The 24,370-nt window shown below is 57.7% G+C and carries 24 protein-coding genes; 14 read left to right on the top strand and 10 right to left on the bottom strand.

All coding sequences use genetic code 11. From position 1 onward, the window contains the following. Positions 1-553: 553 nt before the first annotated feature. The 5 genes from BLO50_RS07935 to BLO50_RS07915 all read left to right on the top strand — a co-directional run bounded on the left by BLO50_RS07935 (position 554) and on the right by BLO50_RS07915 (position 8,413). Complete coding sequence (locus BLO50_RS07935; protein WP_090250724.1) at positions 554-1,816, top strand: TolC family protein; 1,263 nt, start codon at positions 554-556, stop codon at positions 1,814-1,816. After that, positions 1,813-3,273: an efflux RND transporter periplasmic adaptor subunit gene (locus BLO50_RS07930; protein WP_090250721.1), complete on the top strand. Its 1,461-nt coding sequence runs from the start codon at positions 1,813-1,815 to the stop codon at positions 3,271-3,273. Before BLO50_RS07935 ends, BLO50_RS07930 begins: the two co-directional genes overlap by 4 nt. Next, on the top strand, positions 3,270-6,398 hold the full coding sequence (locus tag BLO50_RS07925) for an efflux RND transporter permease subunit (protein ID WP_090250719.1): 3,129 nt from the start codon (positions 3,270-3,272) through the stop codon (positions 6,396-6,398). Before BLO50_RS07930 ends, BLO50_RS07925 begins: the two co-directional genes overlap by 4 nt. Before the next feature lie 186 nt (positions 6,399-6,584). After that, on the top strand, positions 6,585-6,917 hold the full coding sequence (locus BLO50_RS07920) for a DUF2790 domain-containing protein (RefSeq protein ID WP_090250716.1): 333 nt from the start codon (positions 6,585-6,587) through the stop codon (positions 6,915-6,917). Positions 6,918-7,090: 173 nt separating this feature from the next. Then, the gene (locus BLO50_RS07915; RefSeq protein ID WP_090250713.1) at positions 7,091-8,413 is read left to right on the top strand and encodes an OprD family porin; all 1,323 of its coding nucleotides are present in this window, start codon (positions 7,091-7,093) and stop codon (positions 8,411-8,413) included. Positions 8,414-8,661: 248 nt separating this feature from the next. Here the strand turns inward: BLO50_RS07915 and BLO50_RS07910 are convergent, their stop codons facing one another. The 6 genes from BLO50_RS07910 to BLO50_RS07885 all read right to left on the bottom strand — a co-directional run bounded on the left by BLO50_RS07910 (position 8,662) and on the right by BLO50_RS07885 (position 13,597). Continuing rightward, a complete protein-coding gene (locus tag BLO50_RS07910) occupies positions 8,662-9,117 on the bottom strand; it encodes a DUF411 domain-containing protein (RefSeq protein WP_090250710.1) in 456 nt (151 codons plus the stop codon). Beyond that, the gene (locus BLO50_RS07905; protein ID WP_090250707.1) at positions 9,107-9,970 is read right to left on the bottom strand and encodes a c-type cytochrome; all 864 of its coding nucleotides are present in this window, start codon (positions 9,968-9,970) and stop codon (positions 9,107-9,109) included. The genes BLO50_RS07910 and BLO50_RS07905 overlap by 11 nt, the downstream gene beginning before the upstream one ends. 9 nt (positions 9,971-9,979) lie before the next feature. Then, positions 9,980-10,960 carry a copper resistance protein B gene (locus BLO50_RS07900; protein WP_420875449.1) on the bottom strand — a complete coding sequence of 327 codons (981 nt, stop codon included), beginning with the start codon at positions 10,958-10,960 and terminating at the stop codon, positions 9,980-9,982. Positions 10,961-11,003: 43 nt separating this feature from the next. After that, positions 11,004-11,303 (bottom strand): hypothetical protein, encoded by a 300-nt coding sequence (locus tag BLO50_RS07895; RefSeq protein ID WP_090250704.1) that lies wholly within the window; start codon positions 11,301-11,303, stop codon positions 11,004-11,006. Positions 11,304-11,315: 12 nt separating this feature from the next. Then, positions 11,316-13,193 (bottom strand): copper resistance system multicopper oxidase, encoded by a 1,878-nt coding sequence (locus BLO50_RS07890; protein ID WP_090250702.1) that lies wholly within the window; start codon positions 13,191-13,193, stop codon positions 11,316-11,318. 197 nt (positions 13,194-13,390) lie between these two features. Then, entirely contained in the window at positions 13,391-13,597 is a 207-nt protein-coding gene (locus tag BLO50_RS07885) for a co-regulatory protein PtrA N-terminal domain-containing protein (RefSeq protein ID WP_090250699.1), read from the bottom strand. A gap of 314 nt (positions 13,598-13,911) precedes the next feature. On the opposite strand from BLO50_RS07885, the gene bufA2 reads away from it, so the two are divergent. The 3 genes from bufA2 to BLO50_RS07870 are packed head-to-tail and all read left to right on the top strand — an operon-like array spanning position 13,912 to position 15,830. Continuing rightward, the gene (gene bufA2 / locus BLO50_RS22025; protein WP_090250697.1) at positions 13,912-14,172 is read left to right on the top strand and encodes a BufA2 family periplasmic bufferin-type metallophore; all 261 of its coding nucleotides are present in this window, start codon (positions 13,912-13,914) and stop codon (positions 14,170-14,172) included. Positions 14,173-14,217: 45 nt separating this feature from the next. Continuing rightward, positions 14,218-15,060, top strand: a complete 843-nt coding sequence (bufB, locus tag BLO50_RS07875) for an MNIO family bufferin maturase (protein ID WP_090250695.1) — start codon at positions 14,218-14,220, stop codon at positions 15,058-15,060. Beyond that, positions 15,051-15,830: an HvfC/BufC N-terminal domain-containing protein gene (locus BLO50_RS07870; protein ID WP_090250691.1), complete on the top strand. Its 780-nt coding sequence runs from the start codon at positions 15,051-15,053 to the stop codon at positions 15,828-15,830. Before bufB ends, BLO50_RS07870 begins: the two co-directional genes overlap by 10 nt. Positions 15,831-15,910: 80 nt before the next feature. Here the strand turns inward: BLO50_RS07870 and BLO50_RS07865 are convergent, their stop codons facing one another. From BLO50_RS07865 to BLO50_RS07855, 3 genes are read right to left on the bottom strand one after another with little or no spacing between them, the layout of a single operon-like run. Then, positions 15,911-16,573 carry a transmembrane anchor protein gene (locus tag BLO50_RS07865; protein ID WP_090250689.1) on the bottom strand — a complete coding sequence of 221 codons (663 nt, stop codon included), beginning with the start codon at positions 16,571-16,573 and terminating at the stop codon, positions 15,911-15,913. Positions 16,574-16,585: 12 nt separating this feature from the next. Next, complete coding sequence (locus BLO50_RS07860; RefSeq protein WP_090250687.1) at positions 16,586-17,323, bottom strand: HupE/UreJ family protein; 738 nt, start codon at positions 17,321-17,323, stop codon at positions 16,586-16,588. A 47-nt stretch (positions 17,324-17,370) separates the two neighbouring features. Continuing rightward, on the bottom strand, positions 17,371-17,730 hold the full coding sequence (locus BLO50_RS07855; RefSeq protein WP_090250684.1) for a hypothetical protein: 360 nt from the start codon (positions 17,728-17,730) through the stop codon (positions 17,371-17,373). A 119-nt stretch (positions 17,731-17,849) separates the two neighbouring features. Between BLO50_RS07855 and mreA the strand changes: the two genes are divergently transcribed. From mreA to BLO50_RS07830, 5 genes are all read left to right on the top strand, one after another. Next, positions 17,850-18,137 (top strand): metal-sensing transcriptional repressor MreA, encoded by a 288-nt coding sequence (gene mreA / locus BLO50_RS07850; protein ID WP_010953869.1) that lies wholly within the window; start codon positions 17,850-17,852, stop codon positions 18,135-18,137. A gap of 11 nt (positions 18,138-18,148) precedes the next feature. Next, the gene (locus BLO50_RS07845) at positions 18,149-19,282 is read left to right on the top strand and encodes a nickel/cobalt efflux transporter (protein ID WP_090250682.1); all 1,134 of its coding nucleotides are present in this window, start codon (positions 18,149-18,151) and stop codon (positions 19,280-19,282) included. A 4-nt stretch (positions 19,283-19,286) separates the two neighbouring features. After that, positions 19,287-19,727 carry a YqaA family protein gene (locus BLO50_RS07840; protein WP_090250679.1) on the top strand — a complete coding sequence of 147 codons (441 nt, stop codon included), beginning with the start codon at positions 19,287-19,289 and terminating at the stop codon, positions 19,725-19,727. Beyond that, on the top strand, positions 19,724-20,440 hold the full coding sequence (locus BLO50_RS07835; protein ID WP_279615021.1) for a TraX family protein: 717 nt from the start codon (positions 19,724-19,726) through the stop codon (positions 20,438-20,440). The genes BLO50_RS07840 and BLO50_RS07835 overlap by 4 nt, the downstream gene beginning before the upstream one ends. 106 nt (positions 20,441-20,546) lie before the next feature. After that, positions 20,547-20,681 (top strand): YHYH domain-containing protein, encoded by a 135-nt coding sequence (locus tag BLO50_RS07830; protein WP_010490700.1) that lies wholly within the window; start codon positions 20,547-20,549, stop codon positions 20,679-20,681. Between the two features lie 87 nt (positions 20,682-20,768). Here BLO50_RS07830 and BLO50_RS07825 read toward each other — a convergent pair whose 3' ends face one another. Continuing rightward, a complete protein-coding gene (locus BLO50_RS07825) occupies positions 20,769-23,339 on the bottom strand; it encodes a heavy metal translocating P-type ATPase (RefSeq protein WP_090250675.1) in 2,571 nt (856 codons plus the stop codon). 384 nt (positions 23,340-23,723) lie between these two features. On the opposite strand from BLO50_RS07825, the gene BLO50_RS07820 reads away from it, so the two are divergent. Next, a complete protein-coding gene (locus BLO50_RS07820; protein WP_090250673.1) occupies positions 23,724-24,329 on the top strand; it encodes a DUF6088 family protein in 606 nt (201 codons plus the stop codon). The last annotated feature ends 41 nt before the right edge of the window (positions 24,330-24,370 follow it).

Genomic DNA, 24,370 nt, shown 5'->3' with positions numbered 1-24,370 from the left:
CCTAAATCGGCACAGTGGCCAGGCGATGCAGTTTGTTGATCAAGTGTCCCCTGGGACGTCTTATCGCTGTGTTGTGTAAAAGAGCTCTGCTAATGTTCATTCAGACACACTAACGGCAACCGCTATGTATCGGCTTTCCTTGGTCCTGGCTTTGATCCTCAGCCTGATGCTGCCAGCTTTCGGCAGCATGCCGGCAGCTGAGCCGTGCCCGATGCAAAGCGCCATTGCCGATATGGATCATGCCGGCAGTGAGGCCCCTTGCTGTGAGGACATGAGCGACACCTCCAGCTCAGGCAGCAAATCGCCCTGCAAATCCGGCCAGGAATGCAAAACCAGTGGTCTGCTGCAAACTGTGGTGATCAAACCCTTCGCTCCATTGCATGCTTCCCCGCAAACAGCGCTGATACAGCGGCTACTTCAACGAGAGCCCGCCGGTCTTTGGCGTCCACCACGCGTCTCCTGATGCTCTGATCTGAAATGCGCTCCGCTAAGGGAGCGTTCTGTTGTCGCCTGCATTTAGGCGGCATCGATCACCGTCATTGGAGACGAAAGCATGTCTGCTTTCCTTATCGCACGCTGTGGCTGTTCGGGCGTGCTGGTTGTCGTGCTGTGGGTGAGTTTCTTTCTCACCGCGCAGGCGGAGCCACTTACGTTCGCCCGTGCTCAAGCCCTTGCCGAACGTTCGGCCCCTGAGAATCTTGCCAGGCAGGCCCAAGTCGAGTCGGCACAACAGGCTGTGCTTCCGTCGGATGCTCTACCTGATCCCAAGTTGATTCTGGGCGTGGATAACCTGCCGATTGAAGGCCCGGATCGCTACTCGCTTAATCGCGACTTTATGACCATGCGCCGCATTGGCCTGATGCAGGAAGTGCCTAACAGCCATAAGCGCCAGGCTCGCCGGCAACTGGCTGAGGCCACGGTGACTCGTGCCGAAGCGGAACAGCGCGCGATGGTCTTGGAGACCAAGCGGCAGACGGCGCTGAGCTGGCTCGATGTCTATTACGCAGAGCGCCGCGTTGAGCTTTTCTCTCAGTTGGATAAGCAGATCACCCTGCTGCGCTCAGCTGTTCAGGCCTTGATCGCTGGCAGTTCCGCGCGATCCAGTGAGCTTCTTCAGGCCGATCAGGACGCCTTAACGCTTGAGGACCGACGCGATGAGTTGGACCGTGATGTTGCGATTGCACGCGCCACGTTACGCCGCTGGGTAGGCGATGATGCGAGTCAGCCACTGGCCGGGACTCCACCTGTGCTTAGCTTGGAAGTACCGCACCTGCAGCATCGTCTGGGGGAACATCCAGATCTGCGGGCTGCGGCCGCCCGTGTGGGCGAAGCTAATGCTGAGCTGGCCGAGGCAGTTTCCGAGAAGAAGCCCGACTGGGGTGTGGAATTCGCCTACAACAACCGCGATAACCAGTTCGGTGACATGGTGATGCTGCAGTTCACCTTTGACCTGCCCATGTTCGTCGGCACTCGTCAGGGACCCAAGATCAACGCCAAGCAACACAGCGTGGCCCAGGTGGAGGCCGAACAGGAGGTGCTGCGGCGCACTCACCAAGCCGAACTGGAAAGCGGCCTCGCCGAGCTGGAGCAACTGCGCAAGACGTTGAACCGTACCGAACAACACCTTATCCCTTTGTCGAGTAAGCGCGTGGATCTGGAGCTCGCCGCCTACAAAGCGGGCAACGGTCAATTGGCAGCTGTGATCAATGCCCGTCGTGACCTGATCGAGGCGCAACTGCGGAAAATCGAACAACAGCGTCAGCTCACCCAGCTCTCCGCCAGTCTGTATTACGCCTATGTGGAGGGCCTGAAATGAAAGCGTCCGCTCTGAAGTATTGCCTAGTCGGGCTGGCCATTGCGGCAGCTGGAACCGCTGGTGGATTCTGGCTGGGCCAGCAAGGCTCATCCCATGATCAGATGCCAGCAGCAAAATCAGAAGATCGTCAGGTGCTCTACTGGTACGACCCGATGGTGCCGACTCAGCGCTTCGAGCAGCCAGGCAAGTCTCCCTTTATGGACATGGAACTGGTGCCCAAGTATGCCGGCACTGAGCAGGATACGACTGCTCTCAGCGTGCCTACGCAAGCAATTCAGAACCTAGGCATGCGCACTTCGACGGTCGTACGGGCAGTACTACCGTCCGGTATCGATGCGGTAGGTTCACTGGCCTACAACCAGCGCGAAGTCGCTACTTTGCAGGCGCGCTCTGCCGGCTTTGTCGAGCGGGTATATGGCCGTGCCCCCGGAGATGTACTGCCTGCAGGAACTCCGTTGGCTGACCTGCTGATACCCGAGTGGTCTGCTGCCCAGCTTGAGTTCATCGCGGTATTGCAGAGCGGTGATGCTCGGCTGGTCGACGCCGCGCGTGAACGCCTGCGCCTGCTGGGTATGCCCAAAGGGTTGATCGATCATGTGCAACATACCCTTAAACCGAAGGCATTGCAGACATTGGTCACCCCAATTGGCGGTGAGTTGCTGTCCCTGGAGGTACGCGCTGGCATGGCGGTTTCGGCAGGCCAAGACCTGGCACGCCTCAATGGGCTGTCGAGCATCTGGCTCGACGCGGCCATCCCTGAGTCCCAGGCCGCAGCGGTTCAGCTTGGCGCGCAGATCAGTGCAAGCCTGACTGCTTTTCCAGGCCAAACTCTCAAAGGCCGAGTGATTGCACTATTGCCGAGTGCCGACGTGCAGACACGAACGCTGACCGTGCGCAGTGAGCTGCCCAATCCAGAAGGCAAGTTACGCCCCGGTATGTTTGCATCGGTGCGGCTCAATAGCGCAGACGAGCAGCCGGTGCTGCTTATTCCTAGCGAGGCGGTGATTCGCACCGGTAAACGCGCTCTGGTCATGCTAGCTGAAGGTGAAGGACGATACCGTCCTCATGAGATCCAGGTCGGGCGGGAAGCCGATGGCCGCTTCGAAGTGCTTGCGGGCCTCTCTGAGGGGCAGGCGGTGGTGACTTCAGGGCAGTTCCTGATTGATTCGGAAGCCAGTTTACAGGGGGTGATGGCACAGGTAGGCGACCCTGTGCCCGTGCAGGCCCCGCTGCATGAGTCCCAGGGTGTGATCCGCGAGCTTGATGATCAAACGGTCACGCTGGAGCACGGCCCTTTCGAGAGCCTCGGTATGCCAGGCATGACCATGGTTTTTGATTTGGCCAAGCCAGAAGTCTCGGCTGGATTGAAGATAGGCGATGCCGTCCGCATTGGAGTACGACAAAGCGATGCCGGATTATTCGTTGAGCAGCTCATTAAACAAGGAGCGAGCCAATGATCGCGCGCTTGATCCATTGGTCAATTGGCAACCGCATTCTGGTCTTGTTGGCGACCCTGTTTATCACTGCCTGGGGCATCTGGTCTTTACGTAGCACGCCACTAGATGCCTTACCGGATCTCTCCGACACTCAGGTGATCATCCGCACCAGCTTCCCAGGACAGGCCCCTCAGATCATCGAGAACCAGGTGACCTATCCGTTGGCTAGCACCATGCTTTCTGTGCCAGGTGCGAAGACCGTGCGTGGTTATTCGTTCTTCGGCGACTCGTTTGTCTACGTGTTATTCGAGGACGGTACAGATCTCTATTGGGCACGTTCCCGCGTACTGGAGTACCTCAACCAGGCGCAGGATCGACTGCCTGATGGGGTCACCACCACCCTTGGCCCCGACGCTACTGGCGTGGGCTGGATCTACCAATATGCCTTGGTGGATCGCAGCGGCAAACATGACCTCTCGCAGTTGCGCTCAATCCAGGACTGGTTTCTTAAGTACGAGCTGAAAAGCCTACCTAACGTGGCGGAAGTCGCCACATTAGGCGGCATGGTCAAGCAGTATCAGGTCGTGCTCGATCCGCAGAAGATGGTTGCCTACGGTGTAACTCAGCGGGAGATTGAGGCGGCGTTGCAGGGGGCGAACCAGGAAGCCGGGGGCGCCGTCCTTGAGTTAGCCGAGCGTGAGTACATGGTGCGCGCCTCTGGCTATCTGGAAAGCCTGGAGGACTTTCGCAATGTACCGTTGCGCACGTCACCGACCGGTATACCGATTTTGCTTGGCCAGGTAGCAAGCATTCAGCTCGGCCCGGAGATGCGCCGCGGTATAGCCGAGCTAGATGGTGAAGGCGAAGTGGTCGGTGGTGTGGTGATCATGCGCTCGGACAAGAACGCTCGCGAGGTGATCAGTGCAGTAAAAGAGAAGCTGGACAGCTTACGCGCAAGCTTACCTGCGGGCGTCGAGTTGGTGACGACCTATGACCGCTCCCAGTTAATTGACCGGGCTATCGACAACCTCAGCTTCAAGCTGCTGGAAGAGTTTGGGGTCGTCGCCCTGGTCTGTCTGATCTTTCTCTGGCACCTGCGCTCCTCGCTGGTGGCGATCATTACCCTGCCGCTCGGCATCCTTATGGCGTTTATCGTCATGCGTCATCAGGGCATCAACGCCAACATCATGTCCCTAGGCGGTATCGCCATCGCCATTGGTGCCATGGTCGATGCAGCCGTGGTGATGATCGAGAACGCCCACAAGCACATCGAAGCGTGGAAAGAACAGCATCCGAACGAGCGCCTACAAGGCGACACGCATTGGCAGGTGATCGGCAAGGCGGCTGCCGAGGTCGGCCCTGCGCTGTTCTTCAGTCTGTTGATCATTACCCTGTCGTTTCTCCCGGTGTTTACCCTCGAAGCCCAGGAGGGCCGGCTGTTTGGTCCGCTGGCCTTTACCAAAACCTACGCCATGGCTGCTGCTGCAGGGCTGTCAGTCACTCTGGTACCGGTGCTGATGGGCTACTGGATACGCGGGCATATCCCCAATGAGCAGCAGAACCCACTGAACCGTTGGCTGATCGCGGCCTACCGGCCGGTACTTGAAGCGGTGCTGGTATGGCCGAAGACAACCCTGGTGTTGGCACTCCTGATCTTTCTTTCCAGTCTCTGGCCGCTAAGTCGGCTGGGCGGTGAGTTCCTGCCCGCGATGGACGAAGGCGACCTACTGTACATGCCCTCGGCTTTACCCGGCCTGCCCGCAAGTAAAGCAACCCAGCTGCTGCAACAGACCAACCGCATGATTCTCAGCGTGCCGGAGGTGGCGCAAGTGTTCGGCAAAGCCGGCCGAGCGGAGACCGCCACCGACCCCGCGCCACTGGAGATGTTCGAGACCACGGTGCAGTTCAAGCCACGCGATCAATGGCGTGATGGCATGACACCGGAGAAGCTGATTGATGAGCTGGACCAGGCGGTAAAAGTCCCTGGGCTGTCGAACATCTGGGTACCACCTATCCGCAACCGCATCGACATGCTCGCCACCGGTATCAAGAGCCCTATCGGGGTAAAGGTTGCCGGCACTTCGTTGCTCGATATTGAACGCATCACCCGTGAGATCGAAGGGGTAGCCAAGCAGGTACCGGGGGTGAGTTCGGCGCTGGCTGAACGACTGACTGGCGGGCGTTACGTGGATATAAAAATCAATCGCCTGGCCGCAGCACGTTATGGCCTGAACGTCGATGAAATCCAGGCGGTGGTGTCAGGGGCGATTGGTGGCAGCAACATCGGTGAAACCGTAGAAGGTTTGGCGCGCTATCCGATCAATTTGCGCTACCCCCGAGAGTGGCGAGACAGCCCCGAGGCGCTGCAACGGTTGCCCATCCTTACGGCAGCAGGCCAGCAGATCACACTCGGCTCTGTGGCCGACATAAGCCTGAGCGAAGGACCACCGATGTTGCGCAGCGAAAACGGGCGTCTTTCCGGTTGGGTCTATGTCGATGTCCGCGACCGTGACCTAGCGTCGACCGTACGTGAGCTGCAGCAGCGGGTGGCCGAGTCTGTGAAGCCAGATGCGGGCATGACCATTTCCTACTCGGGGCAGTTCGAGTTCCTGGAACGCGCTAATGCGCGCTTGACCTTGGTGGTTCCGGCGACACTACTGATTATCTTCGTGCTGCTCTATCTCACCTTCAATCGTTTGGGCGAGGCCTTGCTGATCATGGCCACGTTACCGTTCGCCCTGACCGGCGGTGTCTGGCTGCTCTACTGGCTGGGATTCAACCTCTCGGTGGCCACTGGTGTCGGTTTTATTGCGCTGGCTGGGGTGTCGGCAGAGTTCGGGGTGATCATGCTGATCTACCTGCAAAACGCCTGGCATTCCCGAGTTGAAGCGGGGCGCACAGATAGTCCTGCTTTGCTTGAGTCCATTCGAGAGGGGGCGGTACTGCGCGTGCGACCGAAGGTGATGACGGTCGCGGTGATCATTGCCGGTCTATTGCCGATCCTCTGGGGCGAGGGAGCGGGATCTGAAGTAATGAAGCGAATTGCCGCACCGATGGTCGGCGGGATGATCACCGCACCGTTGCTGTCGATGCTGGTGTTGCCGGCTGCCTACTGGTTGATGCGGCGCAAAGGGGGAGGAGCATGATGTAGCAGGTCTGGGGATGACTCGGGGTAACTGGAGAGGAAGTCTGAGTTGCCCCTGTCATTTAATATTTTTGAGCTACTAAAAAGCTCCCTAATACTGCAATTACGAAGATGTAATTTTCGCTTCACTTTGATGACAGGTGCCTACGTTTATATTTTCACTACAACCTAAGTAGAGGAATTAAACGTGAACATTCTTAAAGCTGTCTTGGCGGTATCTATTCTTTCTGCATCGTCCCTGGTTATGGCCGAAGGCGGCGGTGACCGCGTCTATGGTCGAATGATTCAGGATAATGAAAGAGCGATGCAGGAATACGCTGCTGCTCGTGGCAAGACTCCGCCCGAGGTGACTCACTATCGCTACGGCATGAAGCTGGACATCGCGAAGGTTGTACATACGAGTCCTACAGGCTCTGGTTGCGAGGTAATGCCGGCTCAGATGACCTATGAGGACTCCAGCGGCGATTTGCAGACTATTGAATATCGGGCAATGGGTACAGCCTGCCGGAATCAAAACTGAGCTACATAGGAGCTTACAGGTCACTGACTTAAAAGTAATTTTCAAGTCACCCTGACGTTATTTGGCGTGTGGAAGTATGGCGTGAGCGCGCACGGGCGATGCCTGGCGCGCTACGGCAACTACTACAAGAAATCTCACCGAGATAAAACTGCCAAATAATTCAGGAGTGTCACATGAATAACCCCCTTTTTTGCTTATCGCTGATAGCTCTGAGTATCGGCACCGGACAGGCTGCAATTGCCGCCGAAGAAAAGGCCGAAGGCTTCGTCGAGGGCAGCAGCCTCACTATTCTGAATCGCAACCTCTATTTCAATCGCGACTTTCGTAAGGGTCAGTCGAGCGGCACAGGTAATGGTTACTCGGAAGAGTGGGCGCATGGGATCATTGGGCAGTTTGAGTCTGGATTCACCGAGGGTACCGTTGGCTTTGGTATCGACGCGTTTGCGATGCTGGGCCTGAAACTCGACTCTGGTGATGGGCGATCCGGCGCAGGTGGCTCCGTTGATGTGATGCCTTACAACAGTGCAGGGCAACCCGAAGATGACTACTCCAAGGTGGGTGGTGCGGTTAAAGCCAGGTTCATGGATACAGTCATCAAAGCTGGCGATGTTTTCCCTGTCAGCCCCGTTGTTCAATACGGCGACTCGCGACTACTGCCCGAAAGCTTCCGCGGTATCACCGTGGCCAACAACAGTATTGATGGCTTGGCCCTGCAAGGTGGCCGCCTGCATTCAATGAGCGAGCCCAACTCAAGCAGCATGCGCGATGGCTTCGCAACGTTCTATGCGGGCTCCGTCGACGCCCCCTGGATTGCCTATTTTGGTGGTGATTACTCGGTCAACGACAACGTCGGCATCAGCCTCTATACCAGCCGCCTCAAAGATGCTTGGAACCAGTACTACGCTGGTACCACGTTGAGCTATCCGCTCTCCGACGATGTTGCCTTGATCGGTGGACTTAATTACTACAAAGCTGTCGATGAGGGAAAACAACATCTGGGCAGCTTCGATAACAACATCTGGAGCGGTAAGGCTGGAGTACAATTTGGTGCCCATACCGTCATGGTTGGCATTCAGCGCAATAACGGCGATGACGATTTCGATTACCTGCGTCAATCCGACTCGATCTACCTGGATAATTCCATCCAGTACAGCGACTTCAACTCGCCCAAGGAAAAGTCCTGGCAGGTGCGCTATGACTTGGACATGGAGCCTTTTGGTGTACCCGGCCTGAGCTTCATGACCCGCTACGCGCAGGGCTGGGATGCTGACTACACCAACGCCAACGAGGTTTACATGCGGCGCGGCGATGATGGTAATCCGCTGACCGATCAGAAACGGTGGGAGCGCGACATCGAAGCCAAGTACGTCGTGCAAGCCGGATCACTGAAAGACATGTCCTTCCGCATTCGCCAGGCAACGACCCGTGCAACCGACTTCGAGTCAGATTTGGATGAGGTTCGTCTCATCGTCGAGTACCCACTCGAAGTGCTTTAAAGCGTCATCGGCAAGTGCCCTGCGGCCCTCGCCTCGCTTCACTGCTGTCCCCTGTATTGCTCCTTTGGTTTGGAGACAGCCTTCGGCACCCTCGGGTGCCTTTTTTCATACGGATCTATGCGGCTAGTTGTGCTGCTAGTCGTAAAGGGCTGTATTGAGGGGAACAGAGGGCGCAGGAGTGAGAAATCGTGATTCCGAGCACTCACCTTTGAATGAAAAGTCTGAGTGCTCGGTTCTAGATGGGAATATTACTGCGCGGGGTAGTCGGCAATAACTTGGTCAGTACCCGCCTTGGTCAACCCGATAACCTGATAGGCATGCTGCGTACCACCAACTTCCATACCAGGTGAGCCTGCCGGCATGCCGGGAACGGCGATACCAGCCAGATCATCACGTTTGGATAGTTCGATGATTTGCGCTGCTGGTACGTGACCCTCGACGAATTTGCCGTCGATCACGGCGGTGTGGCAGGACGCCAGTCGTGGTGCAACACCGAGTCGTTGCTTAACCGAGGTCATATCGCCCTCGACATGGTCGATGACTCTGAAGCCGTTCGCTTCCAAGTGCGAGATCCACTTCTTGCAGCAACCACAATTTGCATCACGGTGCACGTCGATTGTCAGGGCATCAGCTGATTGAACTGCCGAGGTCATAAACAAGGCGGCCAGCATCGCCACCCGTGCTCCTTTACATTTAGCTGTCATGAAGGTGCTCTTTGCCATCGGCATGGGTGTGAGTGTTGGGAGCAGCGGCCGGGGCCTGCTCCTTTTGAGCTGGCTCTGTTTCGTGATGACCAGCAGCCTCTTCCGCCGTTTGGCCATCCGTCGCATGGTGGTCTGCGCCGCTGCCTGATGGCGTCATATCTGCTGCGTGATGATCTGCGCTGCTCGACGAATCACCGTGATGGTCGGCACCTGCGTTCGCCTTTGAACTATCCGAAGCATGATGATCTGTCGCAGCCTCAGGCTCGGCGTGATGATCCGTCTTGGCGCTTCCATGTTGACCTTCGTGGTTATGCATCTGGGTCTCACCGCCGCCATGATCGTGACCGCCGCTCGATGCAACTAGGGCTTGATACTGCCCGGCATCCATTTTCGGCAGTTGATCGAGGAACGCGACCATGCCCCAGATGTACTGATCGCCCATGCTCTTGCCCCAGGCCGGCATGCCTGTGGCCTTGATACCGTGCTTGATCACCCAAAATGCAGCGGCGGGATTGCCATCAATGCCAACCTTGGTCAGGTTCGGCGGAGCGGGATAGAGGGATTGGCTGAGTTCTGTTTCAGCAACACCCGGTGCCAAATGACAGCCGATGCACATAGAATTGTAGTTACCAGCCCCGGCTTTGATAAGCGCGTCATCATTGAGATTGGGTACTTCTATATCTTTGGAACGCACTTCGATAGAGCGATCTCTGGCCATTGTCAGGAAAGCATGTACTGCCGGGAAGTGAGGGTCATCGGCACCCACGTTGACCAAGCCCAAGTAGGCACCGCCAACTAATGCAGCGCTTCCGACGACACCCGCCGCCACTAAGGTTTTAATTGTTCTTTTCATGTCAGGCTCTCAAAACCACATCCGAATACCGGCAACTAAGAGTGCCTCCTCAACATCCTCACCCTCATCTCGCATCAGGTCGGCCGTGTTGCCGAAGGAGCGACTCCAGGAAACGCCGATGTAGGGTGCGAACTGGCGAATAATCTCGTAACGCAGCCGCAGACCGACCTCGGCATTGGCCAGGCCGGAGCCGATGCCTCGCTCGGGATCGTTCTTGCCGTAGAAATTCACTTCAGCGGTCGGCTGAAGGATCAGGCGATTGGTCAGCAGGATGTCGTACTCGCCTTCTAAGCGCGCAGCCGTCTGGCCGTTCTCGCCGACGAAGGCAGTGGCCTCCGCCTCGAAGGCATACAGCGCCATACCCTGGATGCCGAATGCGGCCCAAGTCTGTGGCGACTCTGGCTTGAAGTCTTGGCGAACACCCGCGACCACATCCCACCAAGGACCAATCGAGCGCCCGTACAAGGCCTGCAATTCAGCATCCTCAGTGACGCCATTGGTGCGTTCACCCTCGGAGCGAAGCCAGAGACGATTGATGTCTCCGCCAATCCAGCCGGACGCATCCCAGGCCAAGGTGCTGCCTTCATCGGCATCCTGGTATTCGAGCTGATCGAGCAGGAAAAAGCTGTTGATGGCGCTGTCGTGAACCTTATGGCCTGGCAACGGCGGGAACGCTGCTTCACGATCCGCATCTGTCAGCACCGGGATAGGCGTGCGACTGGTAGTTCTCGGGGCTTCAGCGGAACCATGGTTCATCTTTGAATGATCCATACCCTCCATCTGCCCCTGCATAGCGCCGTGACCCATCTTGCTGTGGTCCATAGTCGGAGCCTTTTCATGGCTCTGGCCCATCTGGCTATGATCCATGGTCTCCATCGGCTCTTTGGCAGAACCGTGGTTCATTTTGCTATGGTCCATCGGCATGGAACCGTGGCCCATTGCCGAATGATCCATTTCTTCCGCAGCGAGGGTGAGCCCGCTGCCAAGCATGCTCAGCGACACTGCCAGTGCTGTTAGGGGCGGACGTAAAAACCTAGTGGTCATGGTTCGAACCTGCTTCGGCTTCGGTGCCGCCATGCTTATCCATCATGCTTTCGTGATCCATGCCGCCATGGTTCATGTCCCCGTGATCCATCTGCTGACTAGCAGCCCTTTCCTTCGCTTGTGCGGCCTTCTTGTCAGGTACCGATTTGGGAGCCTGTGTCTCAGTAGCATGTTGTTCGTGCTCACTGTGACCTTCGCCGGCCAACAACACCGGGGCTTGTAGGGCAGCCAAAAGGCTCAATAAGGTAGCGCTGCCAACCAGGGCCTTCCGCTTCATAAAAGTACTCATCAGATATCTCCTTTACTCATCCACACGAACTTCACGGAACATGCCCATTTCCATGTGGAGTAGTAGGTGGCAGTGGTAGGCCCAGCGACCCAATGCATCGGCAGTCACTCGATAACTGCGTTTGGAACCTGGCGGCATGTCGATGGTGTGTTTACGAACCATGAAGTTGCCGTTCGCATCCTCCAGATCACTCCACATGCCGTGAAGGTGGATGGGGTGAGTCATCATGGTGTCGTTGACCAGCGTGATGCGGACACGCTCGCCGTACTTAAGGCGCAAAGGCTCGGCATCCGAGAACTTGATGCCGTCGAAGGACCAGGAAAATTTCTCCATGTGCCCGGTGAGGTGCAGCTCAATGGTTCGGCTGGGTTCGCGGCCATCCGGGTCGGGGAAGATGCTTTTCAAGTCGGAATAGGTCAGCACGCGACGACCATTGTCGCGTAGGCCGATACCTGGATCGTTAAGCTTGTGGGTCGGAGTCATGGTTTGCATGTCGACCAGCGGGTTATTGGTTTCAGAGGCCGGATGCGATTGCATTGCTGCGCCCATACCCGCCATACCTGAATGGTCCATGCCGGTCATTTTGCTGTGATCCATACCGGCCATGTCACCCTGCATGGTGCCAGGGCTCATGCCAGCCATCTTGCTGTGGTCCATACCTGCCATATCACCTTGCATTCCGCCAGCGTCCATCCCGGCCATCTTGCTGTGATCCATGCCGCTCATGCCGCCTTGCATGCTGCCGTGGTCCATGCCCGCCATGCTGCCGTGATCCATACCCATGTCGCCCATGGCGATCAGGGGGCGAGGATCGGTTTCGGGTACTGGAGCGCTCAACCCTTCACGTGTAGCCAGAGTGCCGCGGGCATAGCCGGTGCGATCCATGGACTGGGCAAAAATGGTGTAAGCCTCTTGGTCAGCGAGTTCGACAATCACGTCGTAAGTCTCGGCCACGGCGATGCGCAGCTCATCAACGCTGACTGGCTTGACGTGCAGGCCATCGGCCGCAACAACCGTCATCTTCAGGCCTGGAATGCGCACGTCGAAGTAGGTCATGGCCGAGCCGTTAATGAAGCGCAAACGGAGCTTTTCGCCCGGTTTGAAAATACCTGTCCAGTTCCCATTAGGTGCCTGGCCATTCATCAGGTAGGTGTAGGTGTAGGCACTTACGTCGGCTAGATCAGTGGGGCTCATCTTCATCTCGGCCCACATCTTGCGATCAGCAACCGCTGCCGACCAACCTTGCTCGCTCACGTCATTGATAAAGTCGCCAACGGTGCGCTTGTGCTGGTTGTAGTAGTCCGACTGCTTTTTAAGCTTGGCCAATAACCGTGTTGGGTCTTCATCAGTCCAGTCAGTCAGCATCACCACGTAGTCACGGTCATAGCTAAACGGCTCAGGCTCCTTGGCATCGATGACCAGGGCACCGTAAACGCCAATCTGCTCCTGCAACCCAGAGTGGCTGTGGTACCAGTAAGTACCATTTTGATTGACCTTGAACTTGTACTCGTACATGCCATCGGGCGCGATGCCGTGGAAGCTCAAGCCAGGCACACCATCCATGTTCGCGGGCAAAATGATGCCGTGCCAGTGAATCGAGGTGTCTTCGGCCAAGCGGTTTTTCACACGCAGTGTGACGGTATCGCCTTCCCGCCAGCGCAAAATTGGCCCTGGAATGGACCCATTAATAGCCATCGCGGTCCGGGCTGCTCCGGTAATGTTCACTGGCGTTTCACCAATGAATAAGTCGAAGTCGGTACCAGTCAATACGTTGGGCTGACCTGGGCTGGTCACCGCCCAAACGGGAGTGCGCCACAAGCCAAGGCCTCCGAGAATGCCGGTGGCGGCCAGGCCTTTTACGAAGGTTCGTCTTGAGGTTTTGCAGTGCATGCCGTTATGTCCAATCAGTTAGAGGAACCAGGGTAAACAACCGTAACTTCAGGTTGATTGTCAGCTTCATCCTGGGAGGGTTTCCCTATCAGCCTTGCCCACTGCCGTGATTTTTCAAATCGGTTCGACAGCGAGCTTGAGAAATTGCCATATCTCAACCGGCTAAGTGATTACATTTCTGTCAGGTTGGCCGTGTACTAGCAGTTAGCGTGGTCGGCTGTTTGGGTTTTATTACCTGCAACCGGCGACTCTTTTTTCTCTTGCTGGGCCAGTTGATAGGCTTCCATCGATACTTTGCTGGCCTGTTCCATGCGAGCAAAAGTCCGGTCAGCACCGCCTTCGGCCATCGCCAAAGAGGAGGCGGTAAGCGCGATAACCACGAACAGGGTTTTAATTGATTTCATATGGGCGTTCCTCGATTCAGTTCAGTTGGCCCGGTGACCCTGAGTGGGTCGGCATCAGGCATTGAGCTTCAGGCTCGAAGTAACCTTAACCAGAGCGCCCTGTCATAAACCTGAGCTGAACATTACAGTTCTGTCAGGTTGCTACTTCTCTCTTGTCGAGTCTCCACGGGCCTCTGTAGTGTCTACTCATGCCCGTTTATGAAGCCTGCGCGGATTCGTTTTATGGCATGCCTGGCAGCGATGCCTAAGCTTCTTCCGGTCAGTGGCGCTAAATAGTCCTGACCCCCACACAACGCTCAAGAGAGATAGCCACTATGTCGACGAAAAATACCGTTGCTACCGGCGCTGCATTGGCACTCGTTGCCGCCAGCCTATTTGCCACCCTGCCGGTTCAAGCGGCTCAGGACGCGAAAACAGCCGAAGTCAAATGCTTTGGTGTGAATGGCTGCAAAGGCCAAAACGATTGCATGACTGCAAAGAATGCCTGCAAAGGCCAGGGGGAATGCAAAGGCCAGGGTTTCAATTTGATGACCCAAGAAAAGTGCGATGAGGCCGGTGGTAAAACCAGCGAGTAAGTCCATCCGAGGGAGTGCAAGTCACTCCCTTGACTCGGAGTTCTAATGAGCAAAAGCAACACGCTGGGTTTTGGCCTGGGCTTACGTAGCGAGTATTACCAGCAGATTTTGGAGCAACGTCCTGAAGTCGACTGGTTCGAGATCATCTCCGAGAATTACATGGTCGGCGGGGGGAAAGCCCTCTATTTTCTCGACGCGATCAAAGAGCAGTATCCGCTGGTTATGCACGGGGTTTCCTTGTCGATTGGCGGTCCTCATGAGATCGACGCCGACTACTTGCGGCAATTGAAAACCTTGGCCGACCGAGTTCAGCCCTGTTGGGTCGCTGATCATCTGTGTTGGAGTCGGGGTAGTGCCCATCACCTGCATGATCTGCTGCCGCTGCCATTCACCCAGGAAAGCCTGCTGCATGTCGCGTCAAGGGTTCGGCTGGTTCAGGATGTATTGCAGCGCCCCCTGGTGCTTGAGAACGTGTCGGCCTACGTGCAGTGGAAAACCTCGTGTATGAGTGAGTCCCAGTTTCTGGCCGAGCTGAGTAGCCTGACGGGCTGCGAGATATTGCTTGATGTGAACAATGTATACGTCAGTTCACGTAACCAGGGATTCGACCCTTGGCAATTCATCATGGAGTTGCCTCATGGTCGAATTCGCCAGATCCACCTAGCTGGCCACAGCGACTACGGCCACTACCTCATCGACACCCATGATCAGCCGATTGCCGATCCGGTTTGGACTCTGTATAGCAAAACGCTGAGCTATTTGGGTGCTACTGCCACCCTGATTGAGCGAGATGATCATTTCCCGCCCTTTGACGAGCTATTAGCGGAGCTGTCCAAGGCGCGCTCTATCTCCGCCAATGCTCTAAGGGCTGCCGCACCATGCGCCTGAGTGCTCAGCAGGAAGCGCTGGAGCGTTACCTGGCCACAGGCGATAGCGTTATCCCACATGAGCTGATGGAGCAGATTCAAGGTAGCAATACGCTGCCTGCCGCAGATGGCCTGATGATTTACCACAACGCTTATCGCGCCAGGCTTCTTTCCGTCTTGAGGGAAGACTTCCCAGCGTTGCATCGCTGGATGGGTGATGAGTCATTTGCACAGTTGGCCTTGGCTTATATCAGCGCGTGGCCACCTAGACATTTCAGTTTGCGCTGGCTGGGTGAGAGGCTGCCGGAGTTCATCCGCGGCTATATTGCCGAGCCGCAACGTTCCCCGATGATAGAATTCGCCACACTTGAATGGGCCTTTACCCTGGCCTTCGACGCACCTGATACAGAGCCACTGTCGCTGGATGTGATGAGTCGTTTTTCAGCTGATGACTGGGTCAATCTGCGGGTATACCTCACACCCTCGGTTCGTTGGTTGCAGCTACAGCACAACACCGTGGGTATTTGGGTGGCTGCCAAGGCCGAGGCCGATATTCCTGATGTCGTTGCGCTGTCCACTCCCCTGGATTGCTTGGTTTGGCGACATGAGTTGGTCTGTCAGTACCGTACTCTTGAGTCGGGTGAAGCTTCGGCTTTGCGGTTACTTAGCGATGGAGGCTCGTTTGCTTCAATGTGCGAAAACCTCGTGGGTCAACACGGCGAACAGGCACCTCTGCGAGCGGCTACCTGGCTGAAGCAGTGGATCGGTGAGGGACTGCTTCAGCGTCGATAAATAGTGCCGTGGATGTGCAGGGCGTGGTGCCATTGGCTGAGAGTTGCCTCTTCCGCCAGCTGACGGAAGAGGCAAAAACCTTAAATCACGCGTTTGACGCTCAGGTACTCGCCCTTGGTCTTCAGCGTGATGGTCACGTCGCTGTTGCTGCGGTTGCGCCAGAACCAGCCGTGCGTGCCGTCGAAGATGGCGGTGAATTCACCCTTGTCGCCCTTCATCTGCTTACCCTTGCTGTAGCTGTGGTAATAGCCCTTGGGGCCGTTGTAGGGTTCGCCGTGGGTGTCGTGGTTGACCGGAATACCATTGGTTGTCCACTCGTAGCTGACCGTGGCCTTGTTCAGCATCTCCAGTTTGATTTCACTGGCCTCGCCCGGCTTCAGCGTGACAGTCACTTCATCCGACTTCAGGGCTGGCTGAGGCTCAACTACGGGTTCGGCCACAGGTGCTGCTGCAACAGGTTCTTGAACTACCGGCTGAACAGGCGCGGGAGCTTGAGCCACGGGAGCCGCAGCTGGCTGAACCGCTGCATCCGCTACCGCTTCTTCGGCCAGGGTTATCTTCATTTCGCCCATCTGGGTCAGGCCGAGTACGCGACCAACGCCCGTCGGGTCGATGGCGTACTCCGAAGGCATCACCACGGTGACTAGTAAGGCTGCGGCAACACCCACGGCGATCACAGTGGAGCGCAGCAGTTGGCGGCTGGTCGGCAATTCGCTTTGAGTTGGAAGCTTGGTATTGAACATGCTGAAAATTCCTTACTGAGAGACGATCAGGCCGGTGAGCTGGTAACCCATCAAGAGGAAACCGGCGCTCATCATGGCGACGTTGGCGGTGTAGGCATGGCGCCAGAAGCTGGCTGTGCGTCGCCAGTAGCCCATGACAATCAGGATGGCGCTCAAGGCCAGGAGCTGGCCGATTTCGACGCCGACATTAAATGCGATCAGGTTGGTGATCAGGCCGTCTGCCGAGATCTCGTACTCCTGAATCTTGGTCGCCAGACCGAAGCCATGCAGCAAGCCAAATATCAGCGTGGCCGCTTTGGTGTTCGGCTGGTGACCGAACCAGCGCTGGAACGCGCCCAGGTTATCCAGCGCCTTGTACACCACAGAGAAACCGATGATGGCGTCGATCACATAGGAGCTGATGTTGATTTCCGCTAGTACGCCCAGCAGCAGCGTCACGGTGTGGCCCACGGCGAACAGGGTTACGTAGAGCCCCACGTCCTTCAGGCGGTAGAGAAAGAAGATCACCCCAAAGAGGAACAGCAGATGGTCGTAGCCGGTGATCATGTGCTTAGCGCCCATGTAGATAAACGGCAACACCATCACCCCGGAGCTCTCCTGGATAAAGCCTTTGTCGCCCTCGGCGACAGCGTGGGCCAGCGCATCAGGCATGCCGAGAAACAGCAATGCAATGAACAACAGCAGCAGTAATAGCGAGCGATTCGGACGCACGACAGATGCGTCCATTGCGCCCATAGATAGCGAAGACATAGTTAAGTCCTAAATTGCAGTGGTCTTGGGCCGCTTGGCGGCCTGTGTCAGAGCATGAATGTGGCGCGTGGTGGCCGCTCGATCAGGAAGATCGGAGTGGAAGGAATGGAATGGCGAGGAGCTTCTATCGGCTGAGCACGCTCTGGCCGCGTGCTGATGCTGAGTAGCGTGGTCAGGTGCGGTGTTTCATGCAGATGGTCGGCAGTCAGCGACGAGTGGCAGTGATCCCCGTACGCAGCACAGGCCAGAGCCTCGTCACCATGAGTATGCGGATGAATGGTGTCGTTACCATCCAAAGCCTGCTGGCTCGAACCCATAAACAGCGCAGAGGTATGTCCGGCCCAGGCCATCAAGATGGCGAGGGCAAGGGCGAAAATCACCTTGGTGCTGATGGGGTTGCTGAGCATGTCGTGGTTCTTTCAATGCCTAAGCGTGTGGCTTTTCTGGAAGAGGTGGTCGGTTTGACCATATCCCCCCCAGGGGGATAGCATTCGAGCGTAATTCATCGACGCATGAGACTCAAGGCATGAGCGATCACGAACACGGCCACCAGCACCAAAGTCATAGCGATATCATCAAAAGGTTGAAACGTGCGGAGGGCCACCTGCGCAGCATCGTCAGCATGATCGAAGACAGCCGGGCCTGCGTCGACATCGCTCAGCAGCTGCATGCCGTGGAAAAAGCCGTCTGCCAAGCCAAGCGTGTGCTTATCCAAGACCATATCGACCACTGTCTGGAGCATACGGTCGAAGCACTCGCGACAGGCGAGCGCGCATCACTCGAAGATTTCAAGCAAATCACCAAATACCTCTAGGTCTCTTCCCCATGTCGAGCTTCGCCGAACTGTTGCAACAGGGGGCCTCGCAGGCCTGGCTGTACTTCCCTAGCGCCATCCTACTGGGAGCCTTGCACGGCCTAGAACCGGGGCATTCGAAAACCATGATGGCGGCGTTTATCGTGGCCATTCGTGGCACGGTGAAGCAGGCCGTTCTACTGGGTCTTGCCGCAACGCTTTCACACACAGCCGTGGTCTGGTTGGTAGCCATGGCTGGCATGTACCTGGGGCAGAACCTGGATGCCGAAACCACCGAGCCGTATTTCCAGCTCGCGTCTGCCGCCATCATCATCACCATCGCCCTGTGGATGCTTTGGCGCACCTGGCGTGGCGAGCAGATGTGGCGTTTCGAGGAAGGTGACGAACATCAACATGACCATCACCACCACGATGAAACGCATCGTATCGATACCGGGCACGGGCGTATCGAGCTGTCGATCTTCGAAGAAGGCGTTCCACCGCGCTGGCGGCTGAAGACTTTGAGTGGTCATGTCTGGCCGGCTGCAGAAGTGAGCCTGCTGACTACTTGTCCCGATGGACTGGCCCGGCAGTTTTGCTTCGTCGACCGGGGGGACTACCTGGAGTCAGTGGGCGAGATCCCTGAACCCCACGAATTCACCGCGCGCCTAATTCTGGGGCATGCCGGTCACTCCCACGACTATGACCTGGAATTCCGCGAGCACGGCCACGGTCATGACCATGAGCACTCCGAGCTGGAGGGGCTTGAGCTGTCGCTGGAGGGCTACCAGGATGCCCATGAGCGGGCGCATGCCAACGACATCCGCAAGCGCTTCAGCAACCGCAACGTCACCACCGGCCAGATCATCCTGTTCGGCCTGACGGGCGGACTGATTCCCTGCCCGGCAGCGATCACCGTGCTGCTGCTCTGCCTGCAAGTGAAGGAAGTCGCCCTGGGGGCCGTGCTGGTCTTGTGCTTCAGCATTGGCTTAGCCATCACCCTGGTCTCCGTTGGCGCTGCCGCCGCTATCGGTGCACGCCAGGCATCCAATCGTTGGCCCTGGCTGGATGTTGTGGCGCGTCGCGCCCCTTACCTGTCCAGCGTGCTGATCATTGGTGTGGGGATTTACGTCGGCTTCCACGGCTGGATCGGCCTGAACGCCTAGCCCAATGTGGGAATTATCCGGTTATTTCGGCCTGTTCTTCGCCGCCTTCGGTGCCGCCACGCTGTTGCCTATGCAGTCGGAGGCGGTACTGGTTGGGTTGCTGCTGACCGACCGCTACGCGGCCTGGGCGCTGCTGGCAGTGGCCACCACGGGTAATGTGCTGGGCTCGGTGCTGAACTGGCTGCTGGGTCGCTCTATCGAGCACTACCGCCACAAGCGCTGGTTTCCCGTCAGCGAAGGCAAACTGGAAAAGGCCCAGCAGGCTTATCACCGCTTCGGTCGCTGGTCGCTGCTGCTCAGTTGGGTGCCGATCATTGGTGATCCGCTTACCGTGGTAGCCGGTGTTATGCGCGAACCGTTCTCGAGCTTTCTGTTGATCGTGACGCTGGCCAAGGCCACTCGCTATCTGGTGCTAGCTGCCTTGACGCTTGGGTGGTTCGGGTGAGCCTGCATACGCGCGACACCAACCTGGATTTGATCAAGTGGCTGGCAATGCTGACCATGCTGCTGGATCACCTGCGCTACGTCTGGCCTGACACCGAATGGTTGTTCATCGTGGGGCGCTTAGCCTTTCCACTGTTCTGCCTGGGGATTGCAGCCAATGTCGCGCGCTCGCAATCGGGAGCCTTGTACACCGAGGATAATGTTCGTTACCTCGGCTGGATGGCGGCGTTTGCCGTGATCTCGGAGTTGCCCTATCGCCTGCTGTCCAGCGACAGCAGCACGATCAACGTGATGCCTTCGCTGTTGCTGGGCCTACTTATCGCCTGGGGCGCGCATCACCGTGGACGCGACGGTTTTGTTCTGGCTCTGGCTGGCGCGGCTGTGGCTGTGCTGATTCAGGAGCGCCTGATGTACGGCGTTTTCGGAACGCTGCTGCCGGCGGCATTGCTGCTGGCTATTCAACGGCCTGGTCTTGTGTGGCTATTGCCCGCCGCGCTTTGCGTAATGGCCAACAGTCGCAACCGCTGGCTCGCGGAGTGGGAATTGCAGCCCTTTACCCTGCTGATAGTAGCCGTCGCCTTCGCCGCTCCACTGCTTGGGCTATTGCTGCTGCGCCGACCGGGCCATTTCAAAATCTGGCCGGTCAAGCGCTGGGGCTATTGGTTCTACCCTGGGCATCTGGCTGCACTGCACCTGATTCGCTCGCTCGGCTAGATAGGGCTTCCCTCTTCGCAGCCTTCTTGCTCAATGCAGGCTTTTTGCCATACCTTGCAAGTGTGACTTGAGTCACACACAACAAGAAGCTGAAAAGGAGTTCCTCATGAAGAAGTTTTCTGCTGTCCTGATTGCTGCTGTTCTCGCTTTAACCTCCGTGGCAGCCCTTGCCCACAGCGGCGGTACGGATTCCAAAGGCTGTCACCGCAACCACAAAACGGGCGATTACCACTGCCATTAAGCATTTGCCAGTAGCGGCTGGCCGCCTTTCATCTGTGGCGGCCAGTTAACTTCCTTATTCGTCAGTCATAGCTTCTGATCCCTGGGATTAACGACTATTCACCAGGCGTGGTTTGTTCGATGTCGTACTGCTAATCGGCGTCTCGGTACGAGTTTCGACGGTCATGGGGGCCCGGAATTGCTTGAGCCGGAGTGCATTCCCGAGCACGAAGACACTGGAGAAGGCCATCGCTGCAGCAGCGAAGATCGGCGAAAGCAGCGTGCCGTTCACCGGGTAGAGCGCGCCCGCTGCGACCGGAATCAGCACGGCGTTGTATGCGAAGGCCCAGAACAGGTTCTGCTTGATGTTGCGGATCGTTGCCTGGCTGATCGCGATGGCGTTCGGCACGCCACGCAGGTCGCCCGACATCAGTACTACGTCAGCTGCCTCGATCGCCACATCGGTTCCCGTTCCGATCGCTAGCCCAACGTCCGCTTCTGCAAGTGCCGGTGCGTCGTTGATACCGTCGCCCACGAAGGCGACACGCGCGCCATTGATCCGGAACTTCTTCAGTGCTGCGACCTTGCCGTCGGGCAAGACCTCGGCAGCGACTTCATCGATGCCGAGCTGCTTGGCGATCGCCGCGGCTGTAGCTGCGTTGTCACCGGTGATCATTGCGACTTTGAGCCCGAGCGCGTGCAGCGCCTTGATCGCCGCGGGCGTCGTTTCCTTGATCGGGTCGGCGACTGCGATAACCGCCGCCAAGCGGCCGTCGATCGCGGCATAGAGCGGACTCTTGCCTTGCTCGCCAAGACGCTTGGCAGTTGGCAGGAAGCTCGATACATCAAGACCGAGCTGCGTCATGAACCGGTCCGCGCCTACAGCGACGGTCCGACCAGCGACCTTGGCCGACACGCCGAAGCCCGGTGTTGCATCGAAGCCATCGACGGGTGCGAGCGTGATGTCCCGCTGTTTTGCGGCTGCGACGATCGCTTCTGCGATTGGGTGCTCGGAGCGGGTTTCGACCGCAGCAACGAGAGCCAAGACCTCATTGTATTCGAAGCCCTCGGCGGGGACGAGGTCGGTCAGTTCGGGGCGTCCTTTGGTCAGTGTGCCGGTCTTGTCGAGTGCGACCACGCTCACATCGCGCAGCGACTGCAAGGCTTCGCCCTTGCGGAAGAGAATGCCGAATTCGGCCGCGCGGCCAGTACCGACCATGATCGAGGTCGGCGTGGCCAGCCCCATGGCGCAAGGGCAGGCGATGATGAGAACCGCGACCGCATTCACAAGCGCGAAAGTCAGCGCCGGGTCTGGGCCGAAGATCAGCCAGACCAGGAAGGTCAGCGCGGCCGCAGCCATCACCGCCGGGACGAACCACATGGTCACCTTGTCGACCAGCGCCTGTATCGGCAACTTGGAACCCTGCGCTTCTTCGACGAGGCGGATGATCTGCGCGAGCATCGTGTTCGCGCCGACCTTGGTTACGCGGAAACTGAAAGCGCCCGTCTTGTTGATCGTGCCACCGACGACCTCAGCCCCCGCGCCCTTCGACACGGGCACCGGCTCGCCGGTGATCATGCTCTCGTCAACATAAGAGGTGCCCTCGACGACCTCGCCGTCGACCGGAATCTTCTCGCCCGGACGAACGAGCACGACGTCACCTGTCGCCACTTGATCGAGCGCAATTTCGATCGCCTCGCCGTTGCGCTCGACACGCGCGGTCCTGGCCTGAAGTCCGACTAGCCGCTTGATCGCCTGCGACGTACGCCCCTTGGCGCGCGCCTCCAGCGTTCGTCCGAGCAGGATCAAGGTCACGATGACCACGGCAGCTTCGAAATAGACGTTGGCGGTACCTTGCGGGAGCACTTTGGGGGTAAAGGTTGCAACCACCGAATAGCCGTAAGCCGCCACGGTGCCGAGCGAAACCAGCGAGTTCATATCGGGGGCACCGCGCAGCAACGCCGGTACGCCCTTTTGGAAGAAGCGTAGGCCCGGACCGAATAGCACAAGGGTGGCGAGCGCGAACTGGATATACCAGCTCGACTGCTGTCCTAGGAACCCCATCACCCAATGGTGCATGGCGGGAATGAGGTGAGAGCCCATCTCAAGGATGAAGACTGGCAAGGTGAGGGTGGAGGCGACAAGCAGATCGCGCCGCAGCGCTCGTGCCTCGCTCTCACGACGCTCGGCGTCCTGATCGCCCGCAGTCGGCGTTTCGGCGGACAAGCGTCGGGACTTGTAACCCGCCTGTTCGACCGCTGCTTCAAGGTCGGCCGTGGAGAGGCCCCCTGCAAGGTGGCGCACCCTTGCGCGCTCGGTCGCCAGGTTGACAGTGGCTTCAAGCACGCCAGGGACTTTTGCTAGCGCCTTCTCAACCCGGCCCACACATGATGCGCAGGTCATGTCCTCGATCACGAGCTCGGTGGTCTCTTCGCGAACGGTGTAGCCGGCGCTCTCGATGGCGTGTACAGCCGCCTGCGGGTCGGCCAAACCCGTGAAAGTGATATCGGCGCGCTCGGTGGCCAGATTGACCGAGGCCATCTGCACGCCGGTGACCTCTTTCAGCGCGCGCTCGACGCGGCCGACACACGAAGCACACGTCATGCCTTCGACGGGCAGGCTCAGGCGAGTGACTGAGGACATGGATGGATTGACGTCTTGTTGGGCAACGGAAGCCATTGAAATATCCCTTGAATGTTTCTGTTGAAGAGAAGTTTCAAGCTTCCCTGTGTGGGAAGGTCAAGGCCTGTGGGTGATTTATTTCACGACGCGCCAGTTCGAACTGTCGCCGGCACTGCCGCAGTCCGTATCAGCCTCTGGGCTGAGCCCGCACGCTAAGAACTTTTGGGTGACAGCTGCTTGGCTCGCGCCTGTCCCACATGCGCGAGCAACTGTGCCGCTTTAGCCGTCGCACCGTTGTGGCGTTCAGCAAAGCCTCGAACACCCGTAGCTCAATTAGAAAGAGCCGGTTAGCCCAACCCTGGCGACAAAAGACGAACGGCTGTTGCTCAAATGTCAGAAGTGTAATCAAATATCTGACATTGATATGAGCCGAGCTTTCATATGCGATCGATCCCGCAAGCGATCTTGGAACGCAGCCAATCCCTAAGCGAGGGTGGAGTTCTTGCGCCCAAAGAGTTTCTTCATCTTGGTAGTCGTGCGGCGGTTGATCAGGCGTTTTGTCGCCTGGCTAAAGCCGGGCAACTGATGCGAATAGCGCGCGGTATTTACGTTGCGCCGGTGCGTGAAAAAGACCAGATCAGGGCCCCGTCGGCAGAGTCATTGGCGAAATCAATCGCTGCTCAGGGTAAGCAGTGCATCTCGCCCGATGGCGCACAGGCCGCGAAGTCAATGGGGTTGACGCGAGCTGCTTCGGCTAAAGAGGTGTACCTCACCACAGGACGCAGTAAGCGATTGGTAGTCGGCTCCCGGACAATTTACTTCCAGCACGCGCCCTACTGGCTGTTCTCCTTGGGGGCGACGCCAGCTGGGGATGCGCTCAGGGCGATGGCCTGGGTGGGTGAAGATCAGGCTGAAAATTCGGCCCAGAAACTTCGGCGGCACTTAGCGAAGGTGGAGTGGGAAAGCCTAGGTTCGGTCCGTGCAAGTCTTCCCAGCTGGATGGCCACCGCCCTTGGCAGGGCCGCGGCGTTAAATGAATTGCGTTGAACTCAGGCCAGACACTGATTGCTTGTGTGAATAAAAGTTGA

Source organism: Pseudomonas peli, from assembly GCF_900099645.1.
Lineage (GTDB): Bacteria > Pseudomonadota > Gammaproteobacteria > Pseudomonadales > Pseudomonadaceae > Aquipseudomonas > Aquipseudomonas peli.
This window is presented reverse-complemented; position numbering and strand designations above follow the sequence as displayed.